The following is a 24,976-nucleotide window of genomic DNA, read 5'->3' as shown; positions in this document are numbered from 1 at the left end:
GTTCATTCTTCGAGTATCGCGTTGAATTGATCCATGGAACCGCTGACCGATCCCGCGTCGACCTCGCTCGACATCACGCTGCTGCGCACCTTCCTCGAAGTCGTCGACAGCCGCGGGTTCGCGCCGGCCGCGGAACGGCTCGCGCTGACGCCGTCCGCCGTCAGCGGCCACATCAAGCGGCTCGAACAGGCGGCCGGCACGGTTCTGCTCGCGCGCACGACCCGCCGCATCGCGCTCACGCCAGCCGGCGACACGCTGTACGCATACGCACGCAACATCGTCGACATGGAGCGCGAAGTGCGCGCGAGGCTGCGCGGCGCGCCGGCGCACGGGCCGCTGCGGGTCGGTGCGTCGGAGGATTTCGCGGGTGCGTGGCTGCCGCACGTGCTGCGCACGTTTCGCGATCGCCACCCGCGCACGTCGATCGAGCTGAAGGTCGGGATCACCGCATCGCTGCTGCGCGAGCAGACGCTCGGCCGGCTCGACGTCGTGTTCGGCAAGCAATGCAGGCAGGTCGACACGCCGGGCGAACTGCTGTGGGAAGAACCGCTCGTGTGGGCGTTTGCGTCGGATCGCACGCTCGACGCCGACGGCGACGTGCCGCTCGCGCTGTTTCCGCAGCCGTGCGTCTATCGGGAAGCTGCCGTCGCGGCACTCGCCGCCGCGCTGCGGCCGTTTCGCGTGCTGTTCGAGAGCAGCAGCATGGCCGGCTGCGTGTCGGCGGCGCTCGCGGGCTTCGCGGTCACCGCACTGGCGCGCAGCCAGTTACGCGAAGGCCTGCGCGAATGCGGGCCGCAAGACAGCCTGCCGGCGCTACCGGCCGCGCGCTTCTACGCGTTCGCGGCGAAACCGGACGGCGCCGGCGCGGCGTTGATCGATGCGGTGCGGGAAACCGGGCGCAGCCGGCAGTTCTCGGCGCTGCCCGGCTGAAACAGGCACGACGGCACGTGACGCAAACCGGCCGTGCCGGTCAGTCGCCCTCCGCGCCCTCCCCGCCCCTCGTCAGCGCGCTCGCCATCAGTTCCCCGAACCATTCGATGAACGCATTGAGCCGCCGCGACCGATGGCGCCGGTGCGGGTACACGGCCGACACGTCCATCGGCGCGGCGCGGTGGCCGGGCATCACGTCGACGAGTGCGCCGCTGTCGAGCAGATGCGCGACGTCGAAGCGCGGAATCTGGATCAGCCCCATCCCGGCGATGCAGCTGGCGATATAGGTTTCGGCGTTGTTGACGATCACGCGGCTCGGCAGCGTGAGTGTGTGCCGCTGGCCGTCCGCGCAGTATTCCCAGTCGAGCTCGCGCCCGGTCGTCGGCGACGCATAGCCGATCGCCCAGTGTCCGTGCGCGAGCGCATCCGGATGCTCGGGCACGCCGCATTCGCGCAGGTAGCCGGGGCTCGCGCAGTTGATCAGCGTGAACTGCCCGAGCGGCCGCACGACGAGGCTGCTGTCCGCAAGCCGGCCGACGCGGATCGCGCAATCGACGCCCTCCTGCACCAGGTCGATCGAACGATCGGTCGAGCCGAGCGACAATTGCAGCTTCGGATAGCGGTGAAACAGCGATGGCAGCGCGGGCGCCACCATGCGGCGCGCGATCCGGCTCGACACATCGACGTTCAGCCGGCCGATCACGTCGCGGTCGCGACGGCGGAACAGGCGGTCGAGCTCGTCGGCCTCCGCGAGCAGGCGCCGGCCGCGTTCGAGCAAGATTACGCCGTCGGCAGTCAGCTGCACCTGGCGTGTCGTGCGGTGCAAGAGACGCGTGCCGAGCCCCGTCTCCAGTTGCTGAACAGCCGCCGACACGGTCGCGCGCGGCACGTCGAGCGCATGCGCGGCCTTGATGAAGCTGCCCATCTCGGCAACCTGCAGGAAGATTCTGACCTGATCCAGCTTGTCCATCGGCGGGGAACGTAGGTTCGGACGATTATTACCGCCGGCCGTCGCGCGTCGCGGCAAGGTCCGGCGGCACAGGGAAAACGGGCGCGCAGCCGCGAGGCCGCGCGCTCGTCCATTGTCCACGCAAACGCGCCATTGCGGTGCGCTGCGCGGCCCGTTGCCGGGTCGGTTACTTGGTCGTATAGCCGCCGTTGATCAGGATTGTCTGGCCCGTGATCCACCAGCCGTCGGTGACCAGATGGCGGATGAACGGCACGACGTCCTCGATGTCGGTCAGGCCCGTCTTGCTGAACGGCGACAGCGCGGCCGCCGTCTTGTGATACGCGACCGCATCGGCGCCCTCGGCCGGGTAGAAGAACGGCGTGTCCATCGGGCCCGGCCCGACGGCCGTCACCGAGATCCCGCGCGCACCGTACTCCTTCGACGCCGCGCGCGTGAAATGCTCGACCGGCGCCTTCGACCCTTCGTACGCCGCATAGAACGGCGTGAACGCGCCGAGCAGCGACGTCACGAGCGTGACGAGCTTGCCGTGATCCTCGAGGTGCCGCCCTGCTTCCTTGATGAAGAAGAACGCCGACTTGCTGTTGACCGCGAACATCTCGTCGTACTCGGCCTCGCTGATCTCGGTGAACGGCTTCTTCAGCACCTTGCCGACCGTGTTGATCGCGATGTCGATCTTGCCGAAGCGCTGCTTCGCGTCGTCGAACAGTTTCTCGACCGCGGCGGCCGTCGTCAGGTCGCCCTGGAACGTGGCAGCTTCCGCGCCGGCCGCCCGCACCGCGGCGGCCGTCTCCTCGGCCTGCGCCTGCGATGCGGCGCTGTTGTAGTGAATCGCCACGGCCTTCGCGCCGTGGCTCGCCAGATCCCGCGCGATCAGGCCGCCGAGATTCTTTGCGCCGCCTGCGATCAGGACGACCTTGTCTGCGAGTGTATGAGTTGCCACGGTTGACTCCTTATCTCGTTGAACGAAGCTAGGAGTGTAGGCATGCGCGACGCGCCGGTCAGCCGGCCGCGGCTGGATGGATTATCCAGAAAAACGTTCCAATCGAGGCGCGACAGTGCAGCCTGCCGCACCGACAACAGCACCAAAATCTGCGCTCGATTGCTTGCGCCTGCCGGCCGGCTCAGCGCGCGTACAGCGCCGCGTCGATCTTGCCGAGCAGCCACTGCATGCCGGCCAGATGCTGCTGATCGTGGCTGCACAGATAGTGGACGAGCCCGCGCACGGTCAACGAACCGTAGCCGTCGAACTCCCCGGTGCGCGCGAACTGCTCGGGCGTCAGGCGCGACACGAGGTCCAGCGTCTCGCGCCGCGCTTCGCGGATCGCCGCGAGCACGTCGGACGCATACGCGTCGTTGTAGCGGCGCTCGATCGCGAGCGCGTCGCCATCGATCGACACGAGCAGCGGCCGGTCTTCGTCGAGCATCCGCCGCAGCCGCACGTGATAGCCGTCGATCTCGATGTCGCGCACGTGGCAGAGCTGTCCGAGCGGCGAGAAGTGCTCGCTCGGGATCCCGGCCCAGTCATCGGGCGTCCAGCGCGCATAGCCGTCGGGGACGGCCGCGAAATGGGCTTCGAGCAGACGGGGGAAATCGGCGAGTGCGTCGAGCGTCGTCGGATTCATGCGGGACTCCCTGTGGGATAGGGGCGACGGCAGCCCTGGCACGGGCCTGCCGCCGTCGTTGCGTCACTTCACGCTGAAGCCGTATGCGCCCTGCGTGCGATGCCCGTCGGTCGCGACGGCCACCCATTTCACCGTAAAGGCGCCCGTGCCGACCGCCGTGAGCGGCACCGTCATCCGCTTGCGGTTCGACCCGTCGATGCGCGCGCGGCCGTCCGACACCGTCTTGCCGTCGCCGTCGACGACGACGATCGAGCTGAACGCCGGCTCCAGCGGCTCGGTGAAGTCGATCGTGACGGCGGCCGGTGCGGCAGCTACCGCCGCGCCCGCCGCGGGGTCGCTCTTCGCGAGATGCGCGTGCGCGAACGCGGTCGACGAGACGGTGGCGGCAAGGATGACGGCGGCGGCCTTGCGACCAAACGGGAACGAAGCGAAAGGCATGGACTTTCCGTGAAGAATGAACGGGCGCCGCACCCCGCGCGGCGTACCGGCAGCTTACCAGCGCATGCGCGTTCATGCCGGTCGTGCGCCGCCACTTGATAGAATGCGCGCGCTATGGATCTCGAAAGCATTCTCTACACCCAGGGCTTCGGCTCGCGCCGCCAGTGTCGCGGCCTGATCGAAGCGGGCCGCGTCGCGGTGGCGGGCGCCCGTGCGACCGACCCCGACGCCGCGTTCGATACCGACGGCCTCGTGTTCTCGGTCGACGATACGACGTGGCCATTCCACGCGCACGCGTATCTCGCGCTCAACAAGCCGGCCGGCTACGAGTGTTCGCGCGATCCGCAACACCATGCGAGCGTGTTCAGCCTGCTGCCCGCGCCGCTCGTCGCGCGCGGCGTGCAGTGCGTCGGACGCCTCGACCAGGACACGACGGGCTTGCTGCTGCTGTCCGACGACGGCCAGTTCGTGCATGCGTACACGTCGCCGAAGCGCAAGGTGCCGAAGACCTACGTGGCGACCGTGCGCCACCCGCTCGACGACACGCAGCTGAACGCGCTGCGCACCGGCGTGCAGCTCCACGGCGAGCCGAAGCCGATCGCCGCGGTCGCGGCCGACGCGCGCGAACCGCACGCACTCGCGCTGACCGTCCTCGAAGGCAAGTATCACCAGGTCAAGCGCATGGTCGCGGCGGCGAGCAATCGCGTCGAAGCGCTGCATCGCGAAAGCATCGGCGGCTTCGCGCTGCCGGCCGACCTCGCGCCCGGCGCGTGGTGCTGGCTCGATGACGCCGACCTTTCAGCGCTACGCAATCCCGTCAAAACCCTGTAAGGGAAAATCCGCACGACCGTTCGACGTCCGGCCGCATCTCGGCCGCATGTTCCCCCGCTATACTGAAATCACAAGCTGTAAGAGAACAGCGATGCAGGGGAGACATCATGAACAACCATACTTTTGAACTGTCGTACGTGATGATCGCGTTCGCGATCGTCGGGGTCATCGTGATCGGCGGCCTGCTGGCCGCGATGCACCGGAAGCACAAATATCATCCGAACCTGATTGGCGCGCTGATCGGCGCGTTGCTGTGCTTCCTGCTGATCGAGGCGTTACCGGCGCTCACCTGATGCGCTGCCCGGCGCGAGCGTTTGAAGGAAATCGTCTACGGTCGGATACCGCAACGTCACGCACAATTCGGCCTTGAGCCGTGCGTTGGACAGGCGCCGCGACTCGCGCATGAACGACAGCAGTGTCGGTTCGAGCTGACGCTCGGCGTCCGCGCGGCTGACGCGTGGCGGCCTCGGCAGGCCGAGCACCTGCGCGACCCGGTCGAAATACTCCCCCATCCGCAGTTCGCTGTCGTCCGACGCGTGCACCGCGCGCGCCGGCTTGCCGCGTTCGGCCGCACGGCGCAGGATCGCCGCGAGATCGTCCGCGTGAATGTGGTTCGTGTAGACGTCGTCGGCCGGCTCGAGTGCCGGCGTGCCGCGCTCGAGCCGCGCGACCGGCAGACGGTTCGCCGCGTAGATGCCGGGAATGCGCACGATGCGCGCGGACAGCACGCCGCGCACCGTCGCCGCACGCAGCTGCCGCTCGGCCGACACGCGCCGGAACGCGCGCGGATTCGCCGGACGCAGCGGATGCGTTTCGTCGATGCGCGCTCCACCGCAATCGCCGTATACGCCCGTCGTACTGGCGTACACGAGCCTCGGCGCACGAAGGCCGTCGGGTACAATACGCGCTGCCCGAACGGGCGCGCCGGCCTGTCGGGCAGCGGTGCGCAGCGTTCGGAGCCGGCCGACCGCCGGTGCCGGCGGCACCGGTGGCCGTCGTGCAGGCACGGTCGTTGCGGCAATCAGCGCACGCGTGCGCCGGTCGTCGCGGCCGTCGGACTGCGGCGGCGCGAGATGCAGGATCGTGCGGGCCAGGCCCGCGAGGCGGCCGAGCGTCGCCCGGCGATCGAGGTCGCCGACGATCGGTGTCACGCCTGCGGCGCGCAGTTCGTCGCGGCGGGCCGGGTGGCTCGTCAGCGCGAAGATCCGCAGGTTGCGGCGCGTGTCGCGCCATTGCGCGACGCAGCGCATGCCGACGTCGCCGCAGCCGACGATCAGTGCGCGCGGCCGGCGCAGGATTCGAGTCGCGATCATGTTGGTTGCGAAATCAGTAGCCACCGTTGCGCGACGCGCAACGGGCTTGCATTGTAGCTGCCGTGCTCGACATGCACGGTCCCCACATTTTGTTCTAGTTTGGTTCTATGGCATTCAACGTCACTCTCAAGCAAAGCGGCCGGCAATTCCAGGTCGAGTCGGACGAAACCGTGCTGGCGGCTGCGCTGCGCCAGAACGTCCATCTGCCGTACGGCTGCAAGAACGGCGCGTGCGGCTCCTGCAAGGGCCAGATCGTGTCGGGCCAGATCGAACAGGGCCCGCACGCCGCGTCGGCGCTGTCCAACGACGAGCGCACGCGCGGCCTCGCGCTGCTGTGCTGCTCGAAGGCGCAGTGCGATCTCGAAATCGACGTGCGTGAAATCGCCGGCGTCGACGGCGTGCAGGTCAAGAAGCTGCCCTGCCGGATCGCCGCGCTCGAACGCAAGGCCGACGACGTCATGGTCGTGAAGCTGCAGTTGCCCGCCAACGAACGCCTGCAGTATCTCGCGGGCCAGTACGTCGAGTTCATCCTGAAGGACGGCTCGCGCCGCAGCTACTCGATGGCGAACGCGCCGCACGAGGAAGGCCCGATCGAGCTGCACATCCGCCACATGCCGGGCGGCAAGTTCACCGACCACGTGTTCGGCGCGATGAAGGAACGCGACATCCTGCGCTTCGAAGGCCCGCTCGGCACGTTCTTCCTGCGTGAAGACTCCGACAAGCCGATCGTGCTGCTCGCATCGGGCACGGGCTTCGCGCCGATCAAGGCGATCATCGAGCACGTGAAGCACACGGGCATCACGCGCCCGATGACGCTCTACTGGGGCGCGCGCCGCAAGAAGGACATCTACCTCGACGAGCTCGCCGAGCAGTGGGCACGCGAGATCCCGAACTTCAAGTACGTGCCGGTGCTCTCCGAGCCGGACGCCGGCGACCAGTGGACGGGCCGCACGGGCTTCGTCCATCGCGCGGTGATCGAGGACCTGCCCGATCTGTCGGGCCACCAGGTGTACGCGTGCGGCGCGCCGGTGATGGTCGAATCCGCGCAGCGCGACTTCACGCAGCACCACGCGCTGCCGGCCGACGAGTTCTACGCGGACTCGTTCACGAGCGCCGCCGATCTCGCGCATCCGGTCTAAGGCCCGCGCACCCGCGTACCGCACTGCGCACCGCGATGTCACATCCGTGGCATCGCGGCGGTTTACAGTGTGGCGCGGGATGCCTTATGCTTGCGCACATGAACTGCTTCCTGTCCGCCCTTCGACGTCGCCGCTCGCCGCTCCGCCCGGATGCCGCAGGCTCGTCACGGACTCGCGCGTAACCCCCACACTGCTTCACCGGTTACGCACAAGCTGTTCGACCCACCAGCCACGGCCTTCCGTGGCTTTTTTATTGCCTGTTTCCCTTTCAACGTCCGCTGGAGTCTGCTGCCATGCCCCTGAACGATTATCCGATCGACTCGCTGATGTACATCACGAACCGCCCCGACATCGTGTTTACGCACGGCAAGGGTTCGTGGCTCTACGATCACACGGGCAAGCGCTATCTGGACTTCATCCAGGGCTGGGCCGTCAACAGTCTCGGCCATTGCAACGAAGGCATCGTCGAAGCGTTGAAGACGCAGGCCGAAAAGCTGCTGAACCCGTCGCCCGCGTTCTACAACGAACCGATGGCGAAGCTCGCGGGCCTGCTCACGCAGCACAGCGTGTTCGACAAGGTGTTCTTCACGAACAGCGGCGCGGAAGCGAACGAAGGCGCGATCAAGCTCGCGCGCAAGTGGGGCCGCAAGTTCAAGAACGGCGCGTACGAGATCATCACGTTCGACCACAGCTTCCACGGCCGCACGCTCGCGACGATGTCGGCCAGCGGCAAGCCGGGCTGGGACACGATCTACGCGCCGCAGGTGCCGGGCTTCCCGAAGGCCGAGCTGAACGACATCAACTCGGTCGAGAAGCTGATCACCGACAAGACCGTCGCGGTGATGCTCGAGCCGATCCAGGGCGAAGGCGGCGTGATTCCGGCCACGCGTGAGTTCATGCAGGCGCTGCGCGCGCTGACGAAGCAGCACAACCTGCTGCTGATCGTCGACGAAGTGCAGAGCGGCTGCGGCCGCGCGGGCACGCTGTTCGCGTACGAGCTGTCCGGCATCGAGCCGGACGTCATGACGCTCGCGAAGGGCATCGGCGGCGGCGCCCCGCTCGGCGCGCTGCTGTCGAAGGCCGAAGTCGCGGTGTTCGAGGCCGGCGACCAGGGCGGCACGTACAACGGCAACCCGCTGATGACCGCGGTCGGTTATTCGGTGATCTCGCAGCTCGTCGCGCCGGGCTTCCTCGAAGGCGTGCGTGAGCGCAGCGAGTACCTGAAGCGCAAGCTGCTCGAGCTGTCGGAAGAGCGCGGCTTCGAAGGCGAACGCGGCGAAGGCCTGCTGCGCGCGCTGCTGCTCGGCAAGGACATCGGCCCGCAGATCGTCGAGAAGGCGCGCGACATGCAGCCCGACGGCCTGCTGCTGAACGCCGCGCGGCCGAACCTGCTGCGCTTCATGCCCGCACTGAACGTGACGACCGGGGAAATCGACCAGATGATGGCGATGCTGCGGTCGATTCTCGACACGCTCTAAGGAGACCGCAGCGATGGATGCCGCCGCCGATGCCGTTGCAATCCGCCCGTTCGAACGCGCCGACACCGATGCCGTCCTCACGGTTTGGCGCGACGCGTTCCCGCAGTACGAAGACGCGGACGCGCCGCCGCACCGCGATCCGCTTCGATCGATCGAGCTGAAGCTCGCGACGCAGCCGGAACTGTTCTTCGTCGCGACCAGCGGTGCACGCGTGGTCGGCACGCTGATGGCGGGTTTCGACGGGCATCGCGGCTGGCTCTACTCGTTCGGCGTATCGAACGACGCACGCCGGCTCGGCATCGGCCGCGCGCTGATCGCGCATGCGGAACGCGCGCTCGCCGCGCGCGGCTGCCTGAAGATCAACCTGCAGGTGCTGCCCGGCAACGACGACGCGTGCCGCTTCTACGCGGCGCTCGGCTATCGCGTCGAAGAACGCATCTCGTTCGGCAAGACGCTGCCGGCCGCGTGAAGCAAAGGCCGGCAGTCCGCCACTTCAGCGCGTGATCGGCCCCGCGCCCGGCAGCGGATTGCCGAGCGCGTCGGTCGGCACGGCCTGCTGCTCGAACGCGGCGAAATACGCGGCCCACTGCGTGTCGCTCACGCGCACGATCAGCGCGCCGTCCTGCCAGATGTCGTTGTGATCGTTGTGGTCGTCGCCCGCGCGGTGCAGGTAGTTCGAGCCGGTCGAACCCTGGTTCATGTGCGTGTCGTGGATGCCGTTGCCTTCCGAATACGAGCGACCGAACACGACGACGTCGAGGCCCTGCGACTGCGCGGCGTTCACGAGCCGCAGCAGCGACGGGATCGGCTCCTGATTCTCGGTGCCGTCCATCACGGCACTCGGGCGCCATGCGCCCGTTTCGTTCAGGATGTCGCTGCGCATGTAGTCGAGCGCGGGCAAGGCTGCCTGCCCCGTCAGGTCCGTGTAGCCTTCGGCCGCGGCCGCGAGCGTCCCCGTGATCGGATGGTGGAAATCGTAGACGAGCTTGTAGTTCAGCAAGTCGTCCGCGTCGTTGGTGCCGACGTTGATCGCGACGTCCCAGTCGCCTCCCGGCAACGCCAGCGTCAGGTGGATGTGATACTGGATCTCGCTGCCGTGCGGCGAGCCTTTCAGCTGCGCCACCGATGTCACCTTCGCCTTCACGAAACCGTAGTCCAGACTCATGCGTGCTCTCCGTGTCCCGATGGGCCGCCGATGCTACACGGCCCATGTGTCGGTTTGCAGGCGACCGGCAACGAGCGGCCGCCCCCATCGCTCCCGCACCGCGTGCGCGGCGCAACAGTCGAATGGAGTCACGTCAGCACGCACAAGTTCGACCCGAATCGCATGGCACGAAAAAAAAGGCTGTCACGGCATCCCGTGACAGCCTTTCGAAAGCCCGTGTGCGACGCGTCCGGCGTATGCCGTCGCGCGCCACCGGGCCCGCTCATTCACTCACTCATTCACCCAGGTACGCGGCACGCACCTTCGGATCGTCGAGCATCTGCTTCGCATCGCCTTCCATCGTGACCGTGCCCGAATCCATCACGTAGCCACGGTCGGCCGCCTGCAGCGCGAGGCGCGCGTTCTGCTCGACGAGCAGCACCGTGATGCCCTCCTTCGAGATTTCGCGCACCACTTCGAAGATCTTCTCGACCATGATCGGCGACAGGCCCATCGACGGCTCGTCGAGCAGCAGCAGCTTCGGCTTCGAGAGGATCGCGCGCGACATCGCCAGCATCTGCTGTTCGCCGCCCGACAGCGTGCCCGCGAGCTGCGTCGCACGCTCCTTCAGGCGCGGGAAGAAACCGAACATGCGATCGACGTCCTTCTTGATCTGCTCGGTGTCGTTGCGCAGGTACGCGCCCATCTGCATGTTCTCGATGATCGACATCCGCGCGAAGATCCCGCGGCCTTCCGGCACCATCGCGAGGCCGCGCTTGAGCAGTTCGTGCGTCGGCATGCCCTTGATCGACTTGCCGTCGTACTCGATGTCGCCTGCCGAATACGCCTTGAGACCCGTGATCGCCTTCATCGTCGTGGTCTTGCCCGCGCCGTTCGCGCCGATCAGCGTCACGAGCTCGCCCTGGCGGACTTCCATGTCAACGCCCTTGACGGCCTGGATGCCGCCGTAGTTGACCTGCAAGCCCTTGATTTTCAACATTGCCGCTGCCATCAGTGCACCCCTGCGCCGAGATATGCCTCAATCACCTTCGGATTCTTCTGCACGTCCTGCGGCAGACCCTCGGCGATCACCTTGCCGTAATCGAGCACCGTCATCCGGTTGCACAGCCCCATCACGAGCTTCACGTCGTGCTCGATCAGGAGAATCGTGCGGCCGTCCGAGCGGATCTTGTCGAGCAGGCGCGTGAGTTCGACCTTCTCGGTCGCGTTCATCCCGGCCGCCGGCTCGTCGAGCGCGAGCAGCTTCGGGTCGGTGGCCAGCGCACGCGCGATCTCGAGACGGCGCTGGTGGCCGTACGACAGGTTGCGCGACGTGTAATCGGCGTACTGAAGCACGCCGACGTATTCGAGCAGCTCGATCGCACGCTCCTTGATCTCGCGCTCTTCCTGCCGTTCGGCCGGCGTCTGGAACACCGCGCCGAGCAGCCCGTGCTTGGTGCGCACGTGGCGGCCCACCATCACGTTCTCGAGGGCCGTCATCCCGCCGAACAGGCGGATGTTCTGGAACGTGCGCGCGATTCCCGTCTTCGCGACCTGATGCACCGCGGTCGGCTTGTATTCCGTGCCGTCGAGCTTGAACTCGCCGGAGTCCGGCGTGTAGAGGCCCGTGATCACGTTGAAGAACGTCGTCTTGCCGGCGCCGTTCGGGCCGATCAGCCCGTAGATCTCGCCTTCCTTGATCTGCAGGCCGACGTCGGACAGCGCCTGCAGGCCGCCGAAGCGCTTGTTCACGCCCTGCACGGACAGTCGGATTTGTTTGTCGCTCATGTGTGTATCCCCTTGTCCGTAGGTTAAGCGCGCACCGGCTTCTTGCTGGCGCGCTTCGCCAGTTTCGCGATCTTGTCCTCATGCTTCGGCGCGGGCCACAGGCCTTCCGAGCGGTACAGCATGATGACGACCATCGCGAGGCCGTACAGCGCCTGACGGATCACTTCCGTATCGACGATGTCATGACCGAACAGCGCGTGCTGCAGCGGGCTCATCGTCGAGCGCAGGAATTCCGGGAAGATCGCGAGCAGCACCGCACCCAGGATCACGCCCGGGATGTGGCCCATGCCGCCGAGCACCACGCACGCGAGCACGACGATCGATTCCCAGAACGTGAACGATTCCGGCGACACGAAGCCCTGGAACGAACCGAACATCGCGCCCGACAGGCCGCCGAACGACGCGCCCATCGCGAATGCGAGCAGCTTCACGTTACGGGTGTTGATGCCCATCGCCTTCGCCGCGATCTCGTCTTCGCGGATCGCCGCCCATGCGCGGCCGATACGCGAGTGCTGCAGGCGCGTACACACCCAGATCACCAGCAGCGAGCACAGCACGAACAGGTAGTAGTACATGTAGACCGACGGCAGCTGGATCCCGAACAGCGAGTGCGTCTGCGCGAGGCTGAAGTCGCCGACGTGCACCGGGTCGATCCCCGTGATCCCCTTCGGGCCGTTGGTGATGTTCACCGGACGGTCGAGGTTGTTCATGAAGATCCGGACGATTTCACCGAAGCCGAGCGTCACGATCGCCAGGTAGTCGCCGCGCAGGCGCAGCGTCGGCGCACCGAGCAGGATCCCGAAGGTCGCCGCGAGCGCCATCGCGATCGGCACGATGATGAAGAACGGAATGTGCAGCCCGTTCGGTGCCAGCGCCGCGATCCACTCGAACTGCGAGGTCAGGTGCGGTGAGCTCAACAACGCCGCCGTGTACGCGCCCACCGCGTAGAACGCGATATAGCCGAGGTCGAGCAGGCCGGCGAAGCCGACCACGACGTTCAGGCCCAGCGCGAGCATCACGTACAGCATCGCGAAGTCGAGCACGCGGACCCAGTAGTTGCCGCCGGCCGAGCCGATGATGATCGGCGCGGCGATCACGAAGACCGCAGTCAGGAGGCCGATGATGACGGTCTTCGCGGTGTTGCGCTCTTCGACGAGCGACGTCGAGGATTCGATCGGTTGAATGGATGTCATGTTGTTTGCTCCCTTCAGTTACGCGCGATCCGCGACACGTTCGCCCAGCAGGCCGGACGGACGGAACACCAGCACGATGATCAGCACGATGAAGGCGAACACGTCCTGGTAGTTACTGCCGAACACACCACCCGTGAGGTTGCCGATGTAGCCGGCCCCGAGCTGCTCGATCAGGCCGAGCAGCACGCCGCCGACCATCGCGCCGCCGAGGTTGCCGATCCCGCCCAGCACCGCGGCCGTGAATGCCTTCATGCCGGGGATGAAGCCCATGTAGAAGTGCACGTTGCCGTATTCGGACGCAATCATCACGCCGGCCAGCGCGGCGAGCGCGGAGCCGATCATGAACGTCGCGGAGATCACGAAGTTCGGGTTCACGCCCATCAGGCTCGCGGTGTTCGGGCTTTCGGCGATCGCGCGCATTGCACGGCCGAGCTTGGTCTTGTGCACGAGCAGCAGCAGGCCGGCCATCACGATGAACGCCACCGCGATGATCACGATTTCAGTCACCGAGATCACGGCGCCGGGCGTCGTGTCGGTTGCCTTGATCACGTTGATCGGATCGGTCGGCAGCAATTGCGGGAACGGCAGCGGGTTGCGCGACCAGATGATCATCGCGGCGGTCTGCAGCAGGATCGACACGCCGATCGCGGTGATCAGCGGGGCGAGGCGCGGTGCGCGACGCAGCGGCCGGTATGCGACCCGTTCGATCGTGAAGCCGACGAACGCACAGACGACCGCGGCAATGCCCAGGCCGATCGTCAGCGTCGCAACGTTGCCGAGTCCGGGGAAATGGTTCTGCAGCACGGTGATGGCCGACAGGGCGACCATCGCGCCGATCATCAGCACGTCGCCATGCGCGAAGTTGATGATGCCGAGAATGCCGTACACCATCGTGTAGCCCAACGCGATGATGGCGTAGACACTGCCGAGCACCAGCCCGTTGAGAACCTGCTGGACGAAAATATCCATTTAAAGCTCCTTGGCCCGTGCTGCCGGAGGACGTTGCGCCCCGCGGGTAAGCGAGGAATCGCGCCTTCTCGGCGACACTGCGGGTACTAGTCGATACCGGTAAGGGTGGATCGTCCCGGCGCGCGCCGCCCGGCCTGTACGGCCGGACTTGCCGCCGGAGCGGATACAAAAACGGCACCGCACTGTTCCGGTGCCGTCATGAGTCCCGTCGCTAAATCGTCACGACATCGAGGACGGTGTTCGTGGCCTCCTTGAAGTCGTAGGGCAGCATGCCGAGACGGCCATCGTCCGGTTGCCCGGCATCCGTGCCTTTTTCCGTCCGGTGCGAGGCAAGCCCCGCACCCGGGCGGATCGGATTCCGTGCCGCGGCGCCTCGCAAGGCGCCGCGAACGACGCAGCCGACATTCGTCAGGACTGCGTCGGAATCCATCGTACGAACCAGACCGCGCGCCGCGACACCATTACTCGCGGCAACGCGCTGTTTCGTCGAATCGAAATGAAAGGGGACCGGCGACATCGGCACGCTGCCCGCATCGCCGGGCACCATGGCCGGCCTGCGTCGATCGGCGCGCACGGTCGCTGTCACGCCACGACCGGCGGCTTGCGGTGTTGCAACCTGCGTGCCCGCTGCCCGGCCGTTCGCCAGGCCAAGCGCGTTGATTTCCTCGATCGCCAAACGTGCCCCGTTTTCCTTGTCCTTGCCCAATTGCGCGATGCGGCACGCGAACGGTGCCGCACGACCGGTTCCGGCGACGCGCACGCCGCTGGCCGGCGGTGCCGCGAACACCGCAGCCTCCCTCCCCGCCTCGTCGTCGCTCTTTTTGCTGCAGCCGGCAAGCATTGCAACCGGTGCGGCGACGGACACGGCGTAAGCCAACTTCACATGCATTGAGTGGTCTCCCGCGCCTTGCCAAAATCCGATTTCAAAGCCATTCAGGCCTGAAAACGGGCGCATTGTAACTCCATTTATAGGACGCCAATAATCCTGATTCGATGGGGTTTTCCTGCATTGCAACCAATTTTGAGAGACGCTTGGATGCGAACAGAGCAACCCGGTTGCACCATTAATCCGAATAATGGTTGCGATTGCAGTTTCGACAGGCAAAAAAAAGCGCGCCGTAAGGCGCGCTTCGGTGTTCCGCAGGTGCGATGCGGCAATCAGGCAGCGGGCGGCAGGTTCAACCCGCGCGGCAGCGGAAACGACACGTTTTCCTCGATACCGTCGAGCGCGCGCACATTGCGCACACCGAGCTCGCGCAGTCGCGCGATCACGGCCTGGGCGAGCACTTCGGGCGCCGACGCGCCGGCCGTCACGCCGATGCGGCGCTTGCCTGCGACCCATGCCGGATCGATCTGGTCGGGCGCATCGACCATGTACGCGTCCACGCCGCGCTTCTCGGCCACTTCGCGCAGACGGCTCGAATTCGAGCTGTTCGGGCTGCCGACGACGATCACGACGTCGCACTGCGGCGCCATGAACTTCACCGCATCCTGGCGGTTCTGCGTCGCGTAGCAGATGTCCTGCTTCTTCGGCTCGCGGATCTTCGGATACTTGGCCTTCAGCGCGCCGATGATCTCGGCTGCGTCGTCGACGGACAGCGTCGTCTGCGTGACGAGCGCGATGCGCTCGGGATCGGCGAGCTCGAGCTTCTGTACGTCCTCGACGCTCTCGACGAGATGCATGCCGCGCTCGACCTGCCCCATCGTGCCTTCGACTTCCGGATGGCCCTTGTGCCCGATCATGACGATGTCGACGCCGTCCTGGCGCATCTTCGCCACCTCGACGTGCACCTTCGTGACGAGCGGGCAAGTCGCGTCGTAAATCCGCAACCCGCGCACGTCGGCTTCGTCGCGCACGGCCTTCGACACACCGTGCGCACTGAAGATCACGGTATTGCCGGCCGGCACTTCCTCGAGTTCCTCGACGAAGATCGCGCCTTTCTTCTTCAGATCCTCGACCACGTACTTGTTGTGGACGATCTCGTGACGAACGTAGATCGGCGCACCGTGCATCGCGATGGCGCGCTCGACGATCTCGATCGCGCGATCGACGCCCGCGCAGAAACCGCGCGGCTGGGCCAGCAGGATTTCGGCATCGGCTGCGACGGTCTGCCCGGACAGCGTATCGGTGGTGCTCATGATTACAGGATTCCGATGATTTTCACTTCGAACGTGAGCGCTTGGCCCGCGAGCGGATGATTGAAGTCGAACAGTGCCGAGGTTTCGCTGACTTCCTTCAGCACCCCGGCATATCGGCCGCCGTCCGGCGCGTTGAACTCGATCAGTTCGCCCGGCGTGAAATCGTCGCCGACCATCCCGTTCTCGCGCAGCGTCGACAGCGTCACGCGCTGGAGCATGTCGGGATTGCGGGGGCCGAACCCTTGTTCGGGGGCTAGCTGAAAAGTCGAGTGGTCGCCGACCCTGAGCCCGAGCAGAATCTGTTCCAGCGACGGCGCCAGTTGCCCCGCGCCCAGCAGCAGCGTGGCCGGTTTGTCGGTGAAGGTGTTGACGATGTCGGCGCCGTCGGCCAGTGCCAGCCGGTAATGCAACGTGACGTGGGAACCGGGCTTCACTTCGGATAGATCGATGAGGCTCATGAATTACTCGTTCAGTCGGCGCCCGATACGGCCGAAAGGCCCGGCGCAAAGCCAATATTGTAAGTCACCTGAGCGCGCAAGGCGGAAAGTGCGACGACGTCGCGCACACCGCCCGCCGCCAATGGAGTTTCAAGCATGCTGTCATCCTGCCCGGCACTGCCCCTGCCGCACGTCGAATGCCGCGACGCCGCCGACCTGCCCGCCGCCCCACCCGGCCGCGTGCTCCCGATCCGCCGGCGCAAGCGCCGTCCTGGCGACTGGCGGCCCGAGCGGCCGCGCGAGCGATTGCTGGAGCGCGGGCCGGCCGCACTGACCGACGACGAACTGATCGCACTGCTGCTCGGCACGGGCAAGCCCGGGCACGATGTATTCGTCACCGCTCGCGCACTGGTCAAGCAGTTCAAGACGCTGCGCGGACTGCTCGAGGCAACCGCCGACGATTTCGAGGCGCACCCCGGCATCGGCCCTGCGCGTTCCGCACGGCTGGTTGCGGTCATCGAGATCGCGCGGCGCGTGCTGAAGGAGAAAGCGCGCGAAAAGAAGCAGATCGATTCGCCCGGCGCGGTCGAGGATTATCTGCGGCTGAAGATCGGGGCGTACCCCTATGAAGTGTTCGCCGCGGTATACCTCGACGCGCGCAACGGCCTGATCGAAACGGAGGAAATCACACGCGGCTCGCTGACGCGCATGGCCGTCTACCCGCGCGAAATCGTGCGCCGCGCGATGGTGCACAACGCCGCGGCGCTGATCGTCGCGCACAACCATCCGTCGGGCGCGGTGCAGCCGAGCGCGGAAGATCGCCGCCTGACCCGCGTGCTGCACGACGCGCTCGCGCTCGTCGACGTGAGGCTGCTCGATCACGTCGTCATCGGCACCAGTGATACTTTTTCGTTCGCACGGGCCGGCTGGCTGTAGACTGTGCGGTTGCGGCCCGCCCGAGGGCGCCGCAACGGCGATGCGAAATTAGGTTTGATTTTCCTGAGATTTTTCTGCTAGAATCGCCGTCTGTATTTTTTCCAACCACAGTTCTAGCCATCGAAGGGCCTTGTCTGTAAGGGCTTCGGCGTTCTGAGTGCAGCCATGGATCACGTGGCGGTGCGATGGAACCTTCACCGGCGATCGAACCCCGAATTTAGCGTATTAGGAGTGCTCTCATGGCACGCGTATGCCAAGTAACTGGGAAAGCGCCGATGAGCGGCAACAACGTTTCCCACGCCAACAACAAGACGAAGCGTCGCTTCCTGCCGAACCTGCAAAACCGCCGGTTCTGGGTGGAGAGCGAAAACCGCTGGGTGCGCCTGCGCGTCTCGAACGCCGGCCTGCGCCTGATCGACAAGAACGGCATCGATTCCGTGCTCGCTGACCTGCGCGCACGCGGCGAAGCCTAAGCCCAAGGAGCACAATCATGGCAAAAGGCGCACGCGACAAGATCAAGCTTGAGTCGACCGCTGGTACGGGTCACTTCTACACGACCACGAAGAACAAGCGCAACATGCCGGAAAAGATGGCGATCAAGAAGTTCGATCCCGTCGTCCGCAAGCATGTGGAATACAAAGAAACCAAGATCAAGTAATCTCCGGTTTCTGCCAGCCTGACGGCGACCGAAAAGCCCCGCACATGCGGGGCTTTTTGTTTTGCGCGCACGCTCCGACGCGACGCGGTATGCTCTCCTCTTTCCGCGGCCACGGCCGCCGGAACGCACAAGATCAAAAGCGTAACGATGGAGATGCAGCATGAAATTCGACGTGGCGATCGTCGGCAGCGGCCTGGCAGGGCTGTCGGTCGCACTCAACCTGGCCAGCACGCGACGCGTCGCGCTGATCGCGAAACGGTCGATGATGGAGGGCGCGAGCGATAACGCGCAAGGCGGCATCGCCGCCGTCCTCGATTCGGCGGACAGCATCGAGAACCACGTCGACGACACGCTGGTCGCCGGTGGCGGCTTGTGCGACGAAGGCGCGACGCGCTACATCGTCGAGCACGGCCGCGAAGCGATCGAATGGCTGATCTCGCAGGGCGTGCCGTTCACGAAGGACGACGCAGCCGAGCTCGGCTTCCACCTCACGCGCGAAGGCGGCCACAGCCATCGCCGGATCATCCACGCGGCCGACGCGACCGGCCATGCGGTGCTCGCGACGCTGTCGGCACGCGCGCGCCAGCATCCGAACATCACGTTCTTCGAAAATCACCACGCGATCGACCTGATCACGTCGGACCGGCTCGGCCTGCCCGGCCGCCGCTGTCACGGTCTGTATGCGCTCGACGTCGACAACGACCGCACGATCACGATCGAGGCGCCGCATACGGTGCTCGCAACCGGCGGCGCCGGCAAGGTGTACCTGTACACGACGAACCCCGACACCGCGACCGGCGACGGCATCGCGATGGCGTGGCGCGCGGGGTGCCGCGTGTCGAACATGGAATTCATCCAGTTCCACCCGACCTGCCTGTTCCATCCGTATGCGAAGTCGTTCCTGATTTCGGAAGCCGTGCGCGGCGAAGGCGGCCTGCTGAAGCTGCCGGACGGCACGCGCTTCATGCCCGCGCACGATCCGCGCGCCGAACTCGCGCCGCGCGACATCGTCGCGCGCGCGATCGACTTCGAGATCAAGAAGCGCGGGATCGACTGCGTGTATCTCGACATCAGCCACCAGCCGGAAGCGTTCCTGCGCGAACACTTCCCGACGATCCACGCGCGCTGCCTCGAATTCGGCATCGACATCGCCAAAGAGCCGATTCCCGTCGTGCCGGCCGCGCACTACACGTGCGGCGGCGTCGTCACCGACCTCGCCGGACGCACCGATCTCGCGGGCCTGTATGCGGTCGGCGAAACGTCGTACACCGGGCTCCACGGCGCGAACCGGCTCGCGAGCAACTCGCTGCTCGAATGTCTCGTGATCGGCCGCGCGGCGGCCGAGGCGATCGAGGCAGCCGGCTTCGACGCCGAAACGCCGGGCACGCTGCCTGCGTGGGACGAAAGCCGCGTGTCGGATGCGGATGAAGAAGTCGTCGTTGCGCACAACTGGGACGAATTGCGCCGCCTGATGTGGAACTACGTCGGCATCGTGCGTACCGACAAGCGCCTCGAGCGCGCGAAGCACCGGCTGTCGCTACTGCGCGACGAGATCCAGGAGTACTACGCGAACTTCCGCGTGACGCGCGACCTGCTCGAACTGCGCAACCTCGTCGACGTGGCAACGCTGATCGTGAAGAGCGCGCACTCGCGCCGCGAAAGCCGCGGGCTGCACTACAGCCGCGACTGGCCGAACTCGCTGCCGAAGGCGCTGCCGAGCGTGCTCACGCCGCGCGCGCGTCGCTGAGCGACACGCCCTTCCCGGCTGCCGCCGCACAAGAAAAAAGCCGTTGGCGTTTGCGCGCCAACGGCTTTTTTTTGTGATCAACGGCGTTCGGTCAGTCGACGATCCGCATCGAATAATCCGTCGCGCGCACGTCCTTCGTCAGCGCGCCGATCGAGATACGGTCGACACCCGTTTCCGCGAACGCACGCACCGTATCGAAATTGACGCCGCCCGACACTTCCAGCACGGCCTTGCCGTTCGCCACGCGCACCGCTTCACGCATCATGTCGAGCGTGAAGTTGTCGAGCAGCACCGACTGCGCACGATGCGCGAGCGCCGTATCGAGTTGCGCAAGCGTTTCGACTTCGACCTGCACGGGCACGCCCGACTCCAGCGCGAACGCCGCGTCGAGCGCCTCGCCGACACCGCCTGCCGCCGCGATGTGGTTCTCCTTGATCAGGATGCCGTCATACAGCGCGAGACGCTGGTTCTCGCCGCCGCCGACGCGCACCGCGTACTTCTGCGCGAGCCGCAGGCCCGGCAGTGTCTTGCGCGTATCGAGGATCTTCGTGCGCGTGCCTTCGACACGATCGACGTAACGGCGCGTCGCGGTCGCGACGCCCGACAGCAGCTGCAGGAAGTTCAGCCCGTTGCGCTCGGCCGTCAGCAGCGCGCGCGCCGGACCTTCGAGTTCGCAGACGGTCGAATCGGGCGCCATGCGGTCGCCTTCGCGATAGCGCCATTGCACGACGATCGCCGGATCGATCCGGGCGATCACCGCCTCGAACCACGGCACGCCGCACAGCACGGCTTCCTCGCGCACGATGATGCGTGCACGGCGACGGCCGCCGGCCGGTACGAGCCGCCCGGTCTGGTCGCCGGTGCCGACGTCTTCCGCGATCGCATCGGCCACGTTGCGCGCGATCGCGTCGTCGAATGCCGCGCCGTATTGCTCGCGGACGATGTTGAACAGCGGGGATACTGAGGAGCTCGCGCCGCCTTCCGCCGGGCCGTCCCCAAGGAAGGTGGCAGCCCCCTCGGGGGGCACCGAACGAATGTGAGCGTGGGGGCTATTCATCATGCAGCCCCCACGTTCGCAAACAATTGCTGGTCGCGCTGCAGATCGCCGCTCGCCTGTACGCGCTTCTTGTGCGCGGCGGCGAAATCGAGCATCCGGTCGATCGGCAGGCGTGCACGCTCGCCGATCGCGGGATCGACGAAGATCTCGTTGTGACCGCGCTCGAGCACGTCGGCGAGGTTCGCGAGGCCGTTCATCGCCATCCACGGGCAGTGTGCGCAGCTCTTGCAGGTCGCGCTGTTGCCGGCCGTCGGCGCCGCGATGAAGGTCTTGCCGGGTGCCGCCAGCTGCATCTTGTGCAGGATGCCGAGATCGGTCGCGACGATGAAGTGCGTCGCGTCGAGCTTGACCGCCGCGTCGATCAGTTGCGTGGTCGAGCCGACCACATCGGCCTGCGCAACGACGTTTTCCGGCGATTCCGGGTGGACGAGCACCTTCGCGTCCGGATACTCGGCGCGCAGCAGGTCGAGCTCGATGCCCTTGAATTCGTCGTGAACGAGGCACGAGCCTTGCCACAGCAGCATGTCCGCACCGGTTTTCTTCTGGATGTAGCTGCCGAGATGGCGATCCGGTGCCCAGATGATCTTCTCGCCGCGTGCATGCAGGTCGGCCACGATCTCGAGGCCGATCGACGACGTGACCATCCAGTCCGCGCGCGCCTTCACGGCCGCGCTGGTGTTCGCGTAGACGACGACGGTGCGATCGGGATGCGCATCGCAGAACGCCGAGAATTCGTCGACGGGGCAGCCGAGGTCGAGCGAACAGGTCGCGTCGAGGTCGGGCATCAGGATTCGCTTGTTCGGGCTCAGGATCTTCGCGGTTTCGCCCATGAAGCGCACGCCGGCGACGACCAGCGTCTGCGCGTCGTGGTCACGGCCGAAGCGGGCCATTTCGAGCGAATCGGCGACGCAACCGCCGGTTTCGTCGGCGAGCTCCTGCAACTCGGCATCGACGTAGTAGTGTGCGACCAGTACGGCTTTTTCACGCACGAGCAATGCCTTGATGCGCTCCTTCAGCGCGACCCGCTCTTCGGCGGACGGTGCATCGGGCACCTTGGCCCAAGCCTGCCCCACGCCGCACACGGTCCCTGCTGCAACGGGCCGGTCGTACTCGACGGGTTTGATCGTCGATTGCATCTCCATATCTCCTGTCGGTGGGAGTTAGTGCTTTAGCACTTACTCCTACCCCATGCTTCGCGGTCGATCCGAGTTAGCGCTTTAGCGCTTACTCCGATCCCATCCCCTGATCTCGCCCCGGAACAACACTTCCACGCTGCCCCAAGCCTCATACCAATCCAGCCCTGCCGATCACCCTTCAAAAACCGGCGGACCAAATAAAAAACCCCGCCAACGCGGGGTTTTTGACGTCCTTAGATTCTAATCGATTTCGAATCAGGCGTAGCGGCGCAGGCGCGTCGCGAATTCCTGCAGCGCCTTGATGCCGCTTTGTTCTGCGCGATGGCACCAATCCTGCAATTGCGCGAGAAGCTGTTCGCGCGATGCGGTCGAACGATCCCAGATCGCGGCGAGATCCTGGCGCAGCTGGAAGTAGGTTTGCAGCTTCTGGCTGTTCGCGAAGATTTCCGGCAGCAGCTTCTTCTGCGGCTCGTCGAGGCCGTCGGCATCCTTGTGGAACCACTTGCGCGCGCCGCGCATCATCTGGTACTTCTCGCCGCCGATTTCCTTCAGGTGCGCGAGCTCCTGACGGTACGCACGCTTCACGGCCTTGCCGTAGCGCGCCATCACTTCGTAGCGGTTCGACAGCACGGCCTGCAGCGTTTCCTGGTCGAGCACCGTCTTCGGCTTGTTCAGGCGCGGCGTCGGCGCGACCTTCTTCACCTTCGCGAGACCGAACGCCGACATGATGCGGATGTACATCCAGCCGATGTCGAACTCGTACCACTTGTTCGACAGCTTCGCCGACGTCGCGAACGTGTGGTGGTTGTTGTGCAGCTCTTCGCCGCCGATCACGATGCCCCACGGGAACAGGTTCGTGCTCGCGTCGGCCGAGTTGAAGTTGCGATAGCCCCAGAAGTGACCGAAGCCGTTCACGACGCCAGCCGCCCAGAACGGAATCCAGACCATCTGCACGGCCCACACGGTGAGACCGATCACGCCGAACAGCGCGACGTCGATCACCATCATCAGGCTGATGCCGAGAATCGGGTACTTCGAATAGACATTGCGCTCGACCCAGTCGTTCGGCGTGCCGTGGCCGAACTTGCGCATCGTCTCTTCGTTCTTCGCTTCCGCGCGATACAGTTCCGCACCTTCGAGGAACACCTTCCAGATGCCGCGCGTCTGCGGGCTGTGCGGATCTTCCTCGGTCTCGCACTTCGCGTGGTGCTTGCGGTGAATCGCGGCCCACTGGCCGGTCAGCATGCCGGTCGTCATCCACAGCCAGAGGCGGAAGAAGTGGCTCGCGATCGGATGCAGCTCAAGCGCGCGGTGCGCCTGGCAGCGATGCAGGTAGACCGTCACGCCGATGATCGTGACGTGCGTGACGGCAAGCGCGAACAGCGCGACCTGCCACCACGAAAAATGCAGGAGCCCGTGGGAAAGAAAATCGAGCAGGGAATTCAACAAGGCAGTTACCTGTGATGAGAGCGACGCCGGCCCGCGCCAAGCGTCAGAAAAATGAAAGCATACCGCGTGTAGACCAGAATTTTACTTCAACCGTTCCAAGTCTTTGTAAAAAATGAATATTTTCTTGCCCTGACGCAACAAACGGAGTCCATGGGCGGACTTGGAAACGCCCGCGATCCGGTTCCGACCGCGGGGTCGATACGATTGGCGGCCGGCGCGCGCTACGCAGCCGGTCCGTGCCCGTCCGCCGCGCCGTTGCCGGCTGCCTCGCCGGCGGCGGGAAAGCCGTCCGGTAACCCGACGACGCGCACTTCGCGTTGCGGGAACGGAATCGAAATCCCGTGCTCGCTGAACAGCCGCCAGATGTTGCGATTCACGGTCGAACGCACGCCGGACGTGCCTTTCGCCGAATCCTCGATCCAGAAACCGAGCTCCAGGTCGATCCCGTCCGCACCGAAGCTCACCAGATACGGGGTCGGAGCAGGTTCTTCCAGCACACGCGGCACGCCCTTCGCGGCATCGGCGAGCAGCGCGAGCGCGTGCTCGACATCGCTCGTGTACGCGACCTGCACCGCGACCTTCGCGTAACCGCGCGTCAGGTACGACGACTGGTTCTGCACGACGTCGGTGATCAGCTTCTCGTTCGGGATCAGCGTCTCGTTGCCGTCGAGGCCGCGCACGACCGTGTAGCGCGTGCGGATCTGCGTGACGATGCCCTGCAGCCCGCCGACGCTGATCGCGTCGCCGAGCCGCAGCGAGCGGTCGAGCAGGATGATGAAGCCCGACACGTAGTTGCTGGCGATCTTCTGCAGCCCGAAACCGAGGCCGACACCCACCGCGCCGCCGAACACGCCGAGCACCGTCACGTCGATGCCGACCAGCGACAGCCCGATCAGGATCGCCGCGAACACGAGCAGCGCGCGGCCGACCCGCGACAGCACGACCTTCAGGTTCGCGTCGAGCGTGCTCGCGCGCGTGAGGCGATCCTCGAGCACCGAGCCGAGCCACATCGCGACCATCAACGTCACGCAGACCCACAACGCGCCCGAAATCACCGACAGCAGCGTGAGGTGCGCATTGGCGACACGGAACTGCACGCTGTCGAGCCAGCCGAGCACGTCGCGCTGGATGCCGAGCACGGTCAGCACCATCGCGGCCCACACGACGGTCGACACGATCTTTTCGACGATCGACAACCACGCATGCGTGTGGCCGTCGCGTGCGAACACGCGCCGCGCGAAGAAGAACAGCACGTAGATCAGCCCGATGCCGAACAGCGGTACGAGCGCGAGCGACAGCAGCGACGTCGACATGAACGGGTCGAACGCGAGCTGCGCGCCGCCCACGAACACGCTGCCGAACAGCGGGAACAGCGCACGCTTCAGGCTTTGCGCGCCCGCACCGGGCGCACGTCCGGCCGCCCGGCGGCGCGCGTCGATCCGGCCGTGCACGAAGCGCGCGGCCACCCACGCGAAGCACAGCGCGCCGATGAGGATCGCCGCCTGCCAGATCATCACCGGCTGGTGGAAATCGCGGATGACCGACGCCAGCCGGTGCGACAGCAGACGGCTCTGCAGATTCTCCATCGTCCGTCCGGCCCGC

28 protein-coding genes are annotated in these 24,976 nt (G+C 65.9%); 10 read left to right on the top strand and 18 right to left on the bottom strand.

Features of this window, described 5'->3' with window-relative positions; genetic code table 11:
- Positions 1 to 33: 33 nt before the first annotated feature.
- On the top strand, positions 34 to 930 hold the full coding sequence (locus BDI24065_RS30450; protein WP_175034348.1) for a LysR family transcriptional regulator: 897 nt from the start codon (positions 34 to 36) through the stop codon (positions 928 to 930).
- 40 nt (positions 931 to 970) lie between these two features.
- Here BDI24065_RS30450 and BDI24065_RS30445 read toward each other — a convergent pair whose 3' ends face one another.
- The 4 genes from BDI24065_RS30445 to copC all read right to left on the bottom strand — a co-directional run bounded on the left by BDI24065_RS30445 (position 971) and on the right by copC (position 3,960).
- Positions 971 to 1,900 (bottom strand): LysR family transcriptional regulator, encoded by a 930-nt coding sequence (locus tag BDI24065_RS30445; RefSeq protein WP_175034347.1) that lies wholly within the window; start codon positions 1,898 to 1,900, stop codon positions 971 to 973.
- A gap of 166 nt (positions 1,901 to 2,066) precedes the next feature.
- Complete coding sequence (locus tag BDI24065_RS30440) at positions 2,067 to 2,840, bottom strand: SDR family oxidoreductase (RefSeq protein ID WP_039368119.1); 774 nt, start codon at positions 2,838 to 2,840, stop codon at positions 2,067 to 2,069.
- 181 nt (positions 2,841 to 3,021) lie between these two features.
- Complete coding sequence (locus BDI24065_RS30435; RefSeq protein ID WP_175034346.1) at positions 3,022 to 3,522, bottom strand: DinB family protein; 501 nt, start codon at positions 3,520 to 3,522, stop codon at positions 3,022 to 3,024.
- A gap of 63 nt (positions 3,523 to 3,585) precedes the next feature.
- The gene (copC, locus tag BDI24065_RS30430; protein WP_175034345.1) at positions 3,586 to 3,960 is read right to left on the bottom strand and encodes a copper homeostasis periplasmic binding protein CopC; all 375 of its coding nucleotides are present in this window, start codon (positions 3,958 to 3,960) and stop codon (positions 3,586 to 3,588) included.
- Between the two features lie 114 nt (positions 3,961 to 4,074).
- Here copC and BDI24065_RS30425 point away from each other — a divergent pair, with 114 nt between their 5' ends.
- Positions 4,075 to 4,791 carry a pseudouridine synthase gene (locus BDI24065_RS30425; RefSeq protein WP_175034344.1) on the top strand — a complete coding sequence of 239 codons (717 nt, stop codon included), beginning with the start codon at positions 4,075 to 4,077 and terminating at the stop codon, positions 4,789 to 4,791.
- A gap of 107 nt (positions 4,792 to 4,898) precedes the next feature.
- Complete coding sequence (locus tag BDI24065_RS30420) at positions 4,899 to 5,084, top strand: hypothetical protein (RefSeq protein WP_175034343.1); 186 nt, start codon at positions 4,899 to 4,901, stop codon at positions 5,082 to 5,084.
- On the opposite strand, the gene BDI24065_RS30415 is transcribed toward BDI24065_RS30420, so the two are convergent.
- Positions 5,067 to 6,104, bottom strand: a complete 1,038-nt coding sequence (locus BDI24065_RS30415; RefSeq protein WP_175034342.1) for an NAD-dependent epimerase/dehydratase family protein — start codon at positions 6,102 to 6,104, stop codon at positions 5,067 to 5,069. The genes BDI24065_RS30420 and BDI24065_RS30415 overlap by 18 nt on opposite strands.
- 107 nt (positions 6,105 to 6,211) lie before the next feature.
- Between BDI24065_RS30415 and BDI24065_RS30410 the strand changes: the two genes are divergently transcribed.
- The 3 genes from BDI24065_RS30410 to BDI24065_RS30400 all read left to right on the top strand — a co-directional run bounded on the left by BDI24065_RS30410 (position 6,212) and on the right by BDI24065_RS30400 (position 9,190).
- The gene (locus BDI24065_RS30410; protein ID WP_175034341.1) at positions 6,212 to 7,243 is read left to right on the top strand and encodes a CDP-6-deoxy-delta-3,4-glucoseen reductase; all 1,032 of its coding nucleotides are present in this window, start codon (positions 6,212 to 6,214) and stop codon (positions 7,241 to 7,243) included.
- 293 nt (positions 7,244 to 7,536) lie between these two features.
- Positions 7,537 to 8,721 carry an acetylornithine transaminase gene (locus tag BDI24065_RS30405; RefSeq protein WP_175034340.1) on the top strand — a complete coding sequence of 395 codons (1,185 nt, stop codon included), beginning with the start codon at positions 7,537 to 7,539 and terminating at the stop codon, positions 8,719 to 8,721.
- Between the two features lie 13 nt (positions 8,722 to 8,734).
- Positions 8,735 to 9,190 carry a GNAT family acetyltransferase gene (locus tag BDI24065_RS30400; protein WP_175011523.1) on the top strand — a complete coding sequence of 152 codons (456 nt, stop codon included), beginning with the start codon at positions 8,735 to 8,737 and terminating at the stop codon, positions 9,188 to 9,190.
- 24 nt (positions 9,191 to 9,214) lie between these two features.
- Here BDI24065_RS30400 and BDI24065_RS30395 read toward each other — a convergent pair whose 3' ends face one another.
- From BDI24065_RS30395 to BDI24065_RS41415, 9 genes are all read right to left on the bottom strand, one after another.
- Positions 9,215 to 9,886 carry a DUF2278 family protein gene (locus tag BDI24065_RS30395; RefSeq protein ID WP_175034339.1) on the bottom strand — a complete coding sequence of 224 codons (672 nt, stop codon included), beginning with the start codon at positions 9,884 to 9,886 and terminating at the stop codon, positions 9,215 to 9,217.
- Between the two features lie 274 nt (positions 9,887 to 10,160).
- Positions 10,161 to 10,877, bottom strand: coding sequence for an ABC transporter ATP-binding protein (locus BDI24065_RS30390; RefSeq protein ID WP_011352944.1), 717 nt, complete (start codon positions 10,875 to 10,877; stop codon positions 10,161 to 10,163).
- The gene (locus tag BDI24065_RS30385; protein WP_174917512.1) at positions 10,877 to 11,653 is read right to left on the bottom strand and encodes an ABC transporter ATP-binding protein; all 777 of its coding nucleotides are present in this window, start codon (positions 11,651 to 11,653) and stop codon (positions 10,877 to 10,879) included. The genes BDI24065_RS30390 and BDI24065_RS30385 overlap by 1 nt, the downstream gene beginning before the upstream one ends.
- 23 nt (positions 11,654 to 11,676) lie before the next feature.
- A complete protein-coding gene (locus tag BDI24065_RS30380) occupies positions 11,677 to 12,846 on the bottom strand; it encodes an ABC transporter permease subunit (RefSeq protein ID WP_175034338.1) in 1,170 nt (389 codons plus the stop codon).
- Between the two features lie 18 nt (positions 12,847 to 12,864).
- Entirely contained in the window at positions 12,865 to 13,815 is a 951-nt protein-coding gene (locus BDI24065_RS30375; protein WP_011352947.1) for a branched-chain amino acid ABC transporter permease, read from the bottom strand.
- Positions 13,816 to 14,026: 211 nt separating this feature from the next.
- Positions 14,027 to 14,704 carry an amino acid-binding protein gene (locus BDI24065_RS30370; RefSeq protein ID WP_254609881.1) on the bottom strand — a complete coding sequence of 226 codons (678 nt, stop codon included), beginning with the start codon at positions 14,702 to 14,704 and terminating at the stop codon, positions 14,027 to 14,029.
- A 269-nt stretch (positions 14,705 to 14,973) separates the two neighbouring features.
- The gene (gene ispH / locus BDI24065_RS30365; protein ID WP_011352949.1) at positions 14,974 to 15,954 is read right to left on the bottom strand and encodes a 4-hydroxy-3-methylbut-2-enyl diphosphate reductase; all 981 of its coding nucleotides are present in this window, start codon (positions 15,952 to 15,954) and stop codon (positions 14,974 to 14,976) included.
- Positions 15,955 to 15,956: 2 nt separating this feature from the next.
- Complete coding sequence (locus BDI24065_RS30360) at positions 15,957 to 16,412, bottom strand: FKBP-type peptidyl-prolyl cis-trans isomerase (RefSeq protein ID WP_175034336.1); 456 nt, start codon at positions 16,410 to 16,412, stop codon at positions 15,957 to 15,959.
- Between the two features lie 11 nt (positions 16,413 to 16,423).
- The gene (locus tag BDI24065_RS41415; protein WP_256989988.1) at positions 16,424 to 16,549 is read right to left on the bottom strand and encodes a hypothetical protein; all 126 of its coding nucleotides are present in this window, start codon (positions 16,547 to 16,549) and stop codon (positions 16,424 to 16,426) included.
- On the opposite strand from BDI24065_RS41415, the gene radC reads away from it, so the two are divergent.
- The 4 genes from radC (at position 16,548) to nadB (ending at position 19,732) form a co-directional block, all read left to right on the top strand.
- The gene (gene radC, locus BDI24065_RS30355; protein ID WP_175034335.1) at positions 16,548 to 17,327 is read left to right on the top strand and encodes a RadC family protein; all 780 of its coding nucleotides are present in this window, start codon (positions 16,548 to 16,550) and stop codon (positions 17,325 to 17,327) included. The two genes, BDI24065_RS41415 and radC, sit on opposite strands and share 2 nt — an antisense overlap.
- A 239-nt stretch (positions 17,328 to 17,566) precedes the next feature.
- The gene (gene rpmB, locus BDI24065_RS30350; protein WP_004186391.1) at positions 17,567 to 17,800 is read left to right on the top strand and encodes a 50S ribosomal protein L28; all 234 of its coding nucleotides are present in this window, start codon (positions 17,567 to 17,569) and stop codon (positions 17,798 to 17,800) included.
- A 17-nt stretch (positions 17,801 to 17,817) separates the two neighbouring features.
- On the top strand, positions 17,818 to 17,985 hold the full coding sequence (rpmG, locus tag BDI24065_RS30345) for a 50S ribosomal protein L33 (protein ID WP_006478046.1): 168 nt from the start codon (positions 17,818 to 17,820) through the stop codon (positions 17,983 to 17,985).
- Between the two features lie 160 nt (positions 17,986 to 18,145).
- Complete coding sequence (gene nadB / locus BDI24065_RS30340; protein WP_175034334.1) at positions 18,146 to 19,732, top strand: L-aspartate oxidase; 1,587 nt, start codon at positions 18,146 to 18,148, stop codon at positions 19,730 to 19,732.
- A 91-nt stretch (positions 19,733 to 19,823) separates the two neighbouring features.
- Here nadB and nadC read toward each other — a convergent pair whose 3' ends face one another.
- The 4 genes from nadC to BDI24065_RS30320 form a co-directional block, all read right to left on the bottom strand.
- Positions 19,824 to 20,789, bottom strand: coding sequence for a carboxylating nicotinate-nucleotide diphosphorylase (gene nadC / locus BDI24065_RS30335; protein WP_254609884.1), 966 nt, complete (start codon positions 20,787 to 20,789; stop codon positions 19,824 to 19,826).
- Complete coding sequence (gene nadA / locus BDI24065_RS30330) at positions 20,789 to 21,925, bottom strand: quinolinate synthase NadA (protein WP_175034333.1); 1,137 nt, start codon at positions 21,923 to 21,925, stop codon at positions 20,789 to 20,791. The genes nadC and nadA overlap by 1 nt, the downstream gene beginning before the upstream one ends.
- 255 nt (positions 21,926 to 22,180) lie before the next feature.
- Entirely contained in the window at positions 22,181 to 23,374 is a 1,194-nt protein-coding gene (locus BDI24065_RS30325; RefSeq protein WP_039368179.1) for a DesA family fatty acid desaturase, read from the bottom strand.
- Positions 23,375 to 23,595: 221 nt separating this feature from the next.
- Positions 23,596 to 24,960, bottom strand: coding sequence for a mechanosensitive ion channel family protein (locus BDI24065_RS30320; protein ID WP_175034332.1), 1,365 nt, complete (start codon positions 24,958 to 24,960; stop codon positions 23,596 to 23,598).
- Positions 24,961 to 24,976: the final 16 nt, after the last annotated feature.

Origin of the sequence: Burkholderia lata, from assembly GCF_902499025.1 — a bacterium.
Classification (GTDB): domain Bacteria; phylum Pseudomonadota; class Gammaproteobacteria; order Burkholderiales; family Burkholderiaceae; genus Burkholderia; species Burkholderia lata_C.
This window is presented reverse-complemented; position numbering and strand designations above follow the sequence as displayed.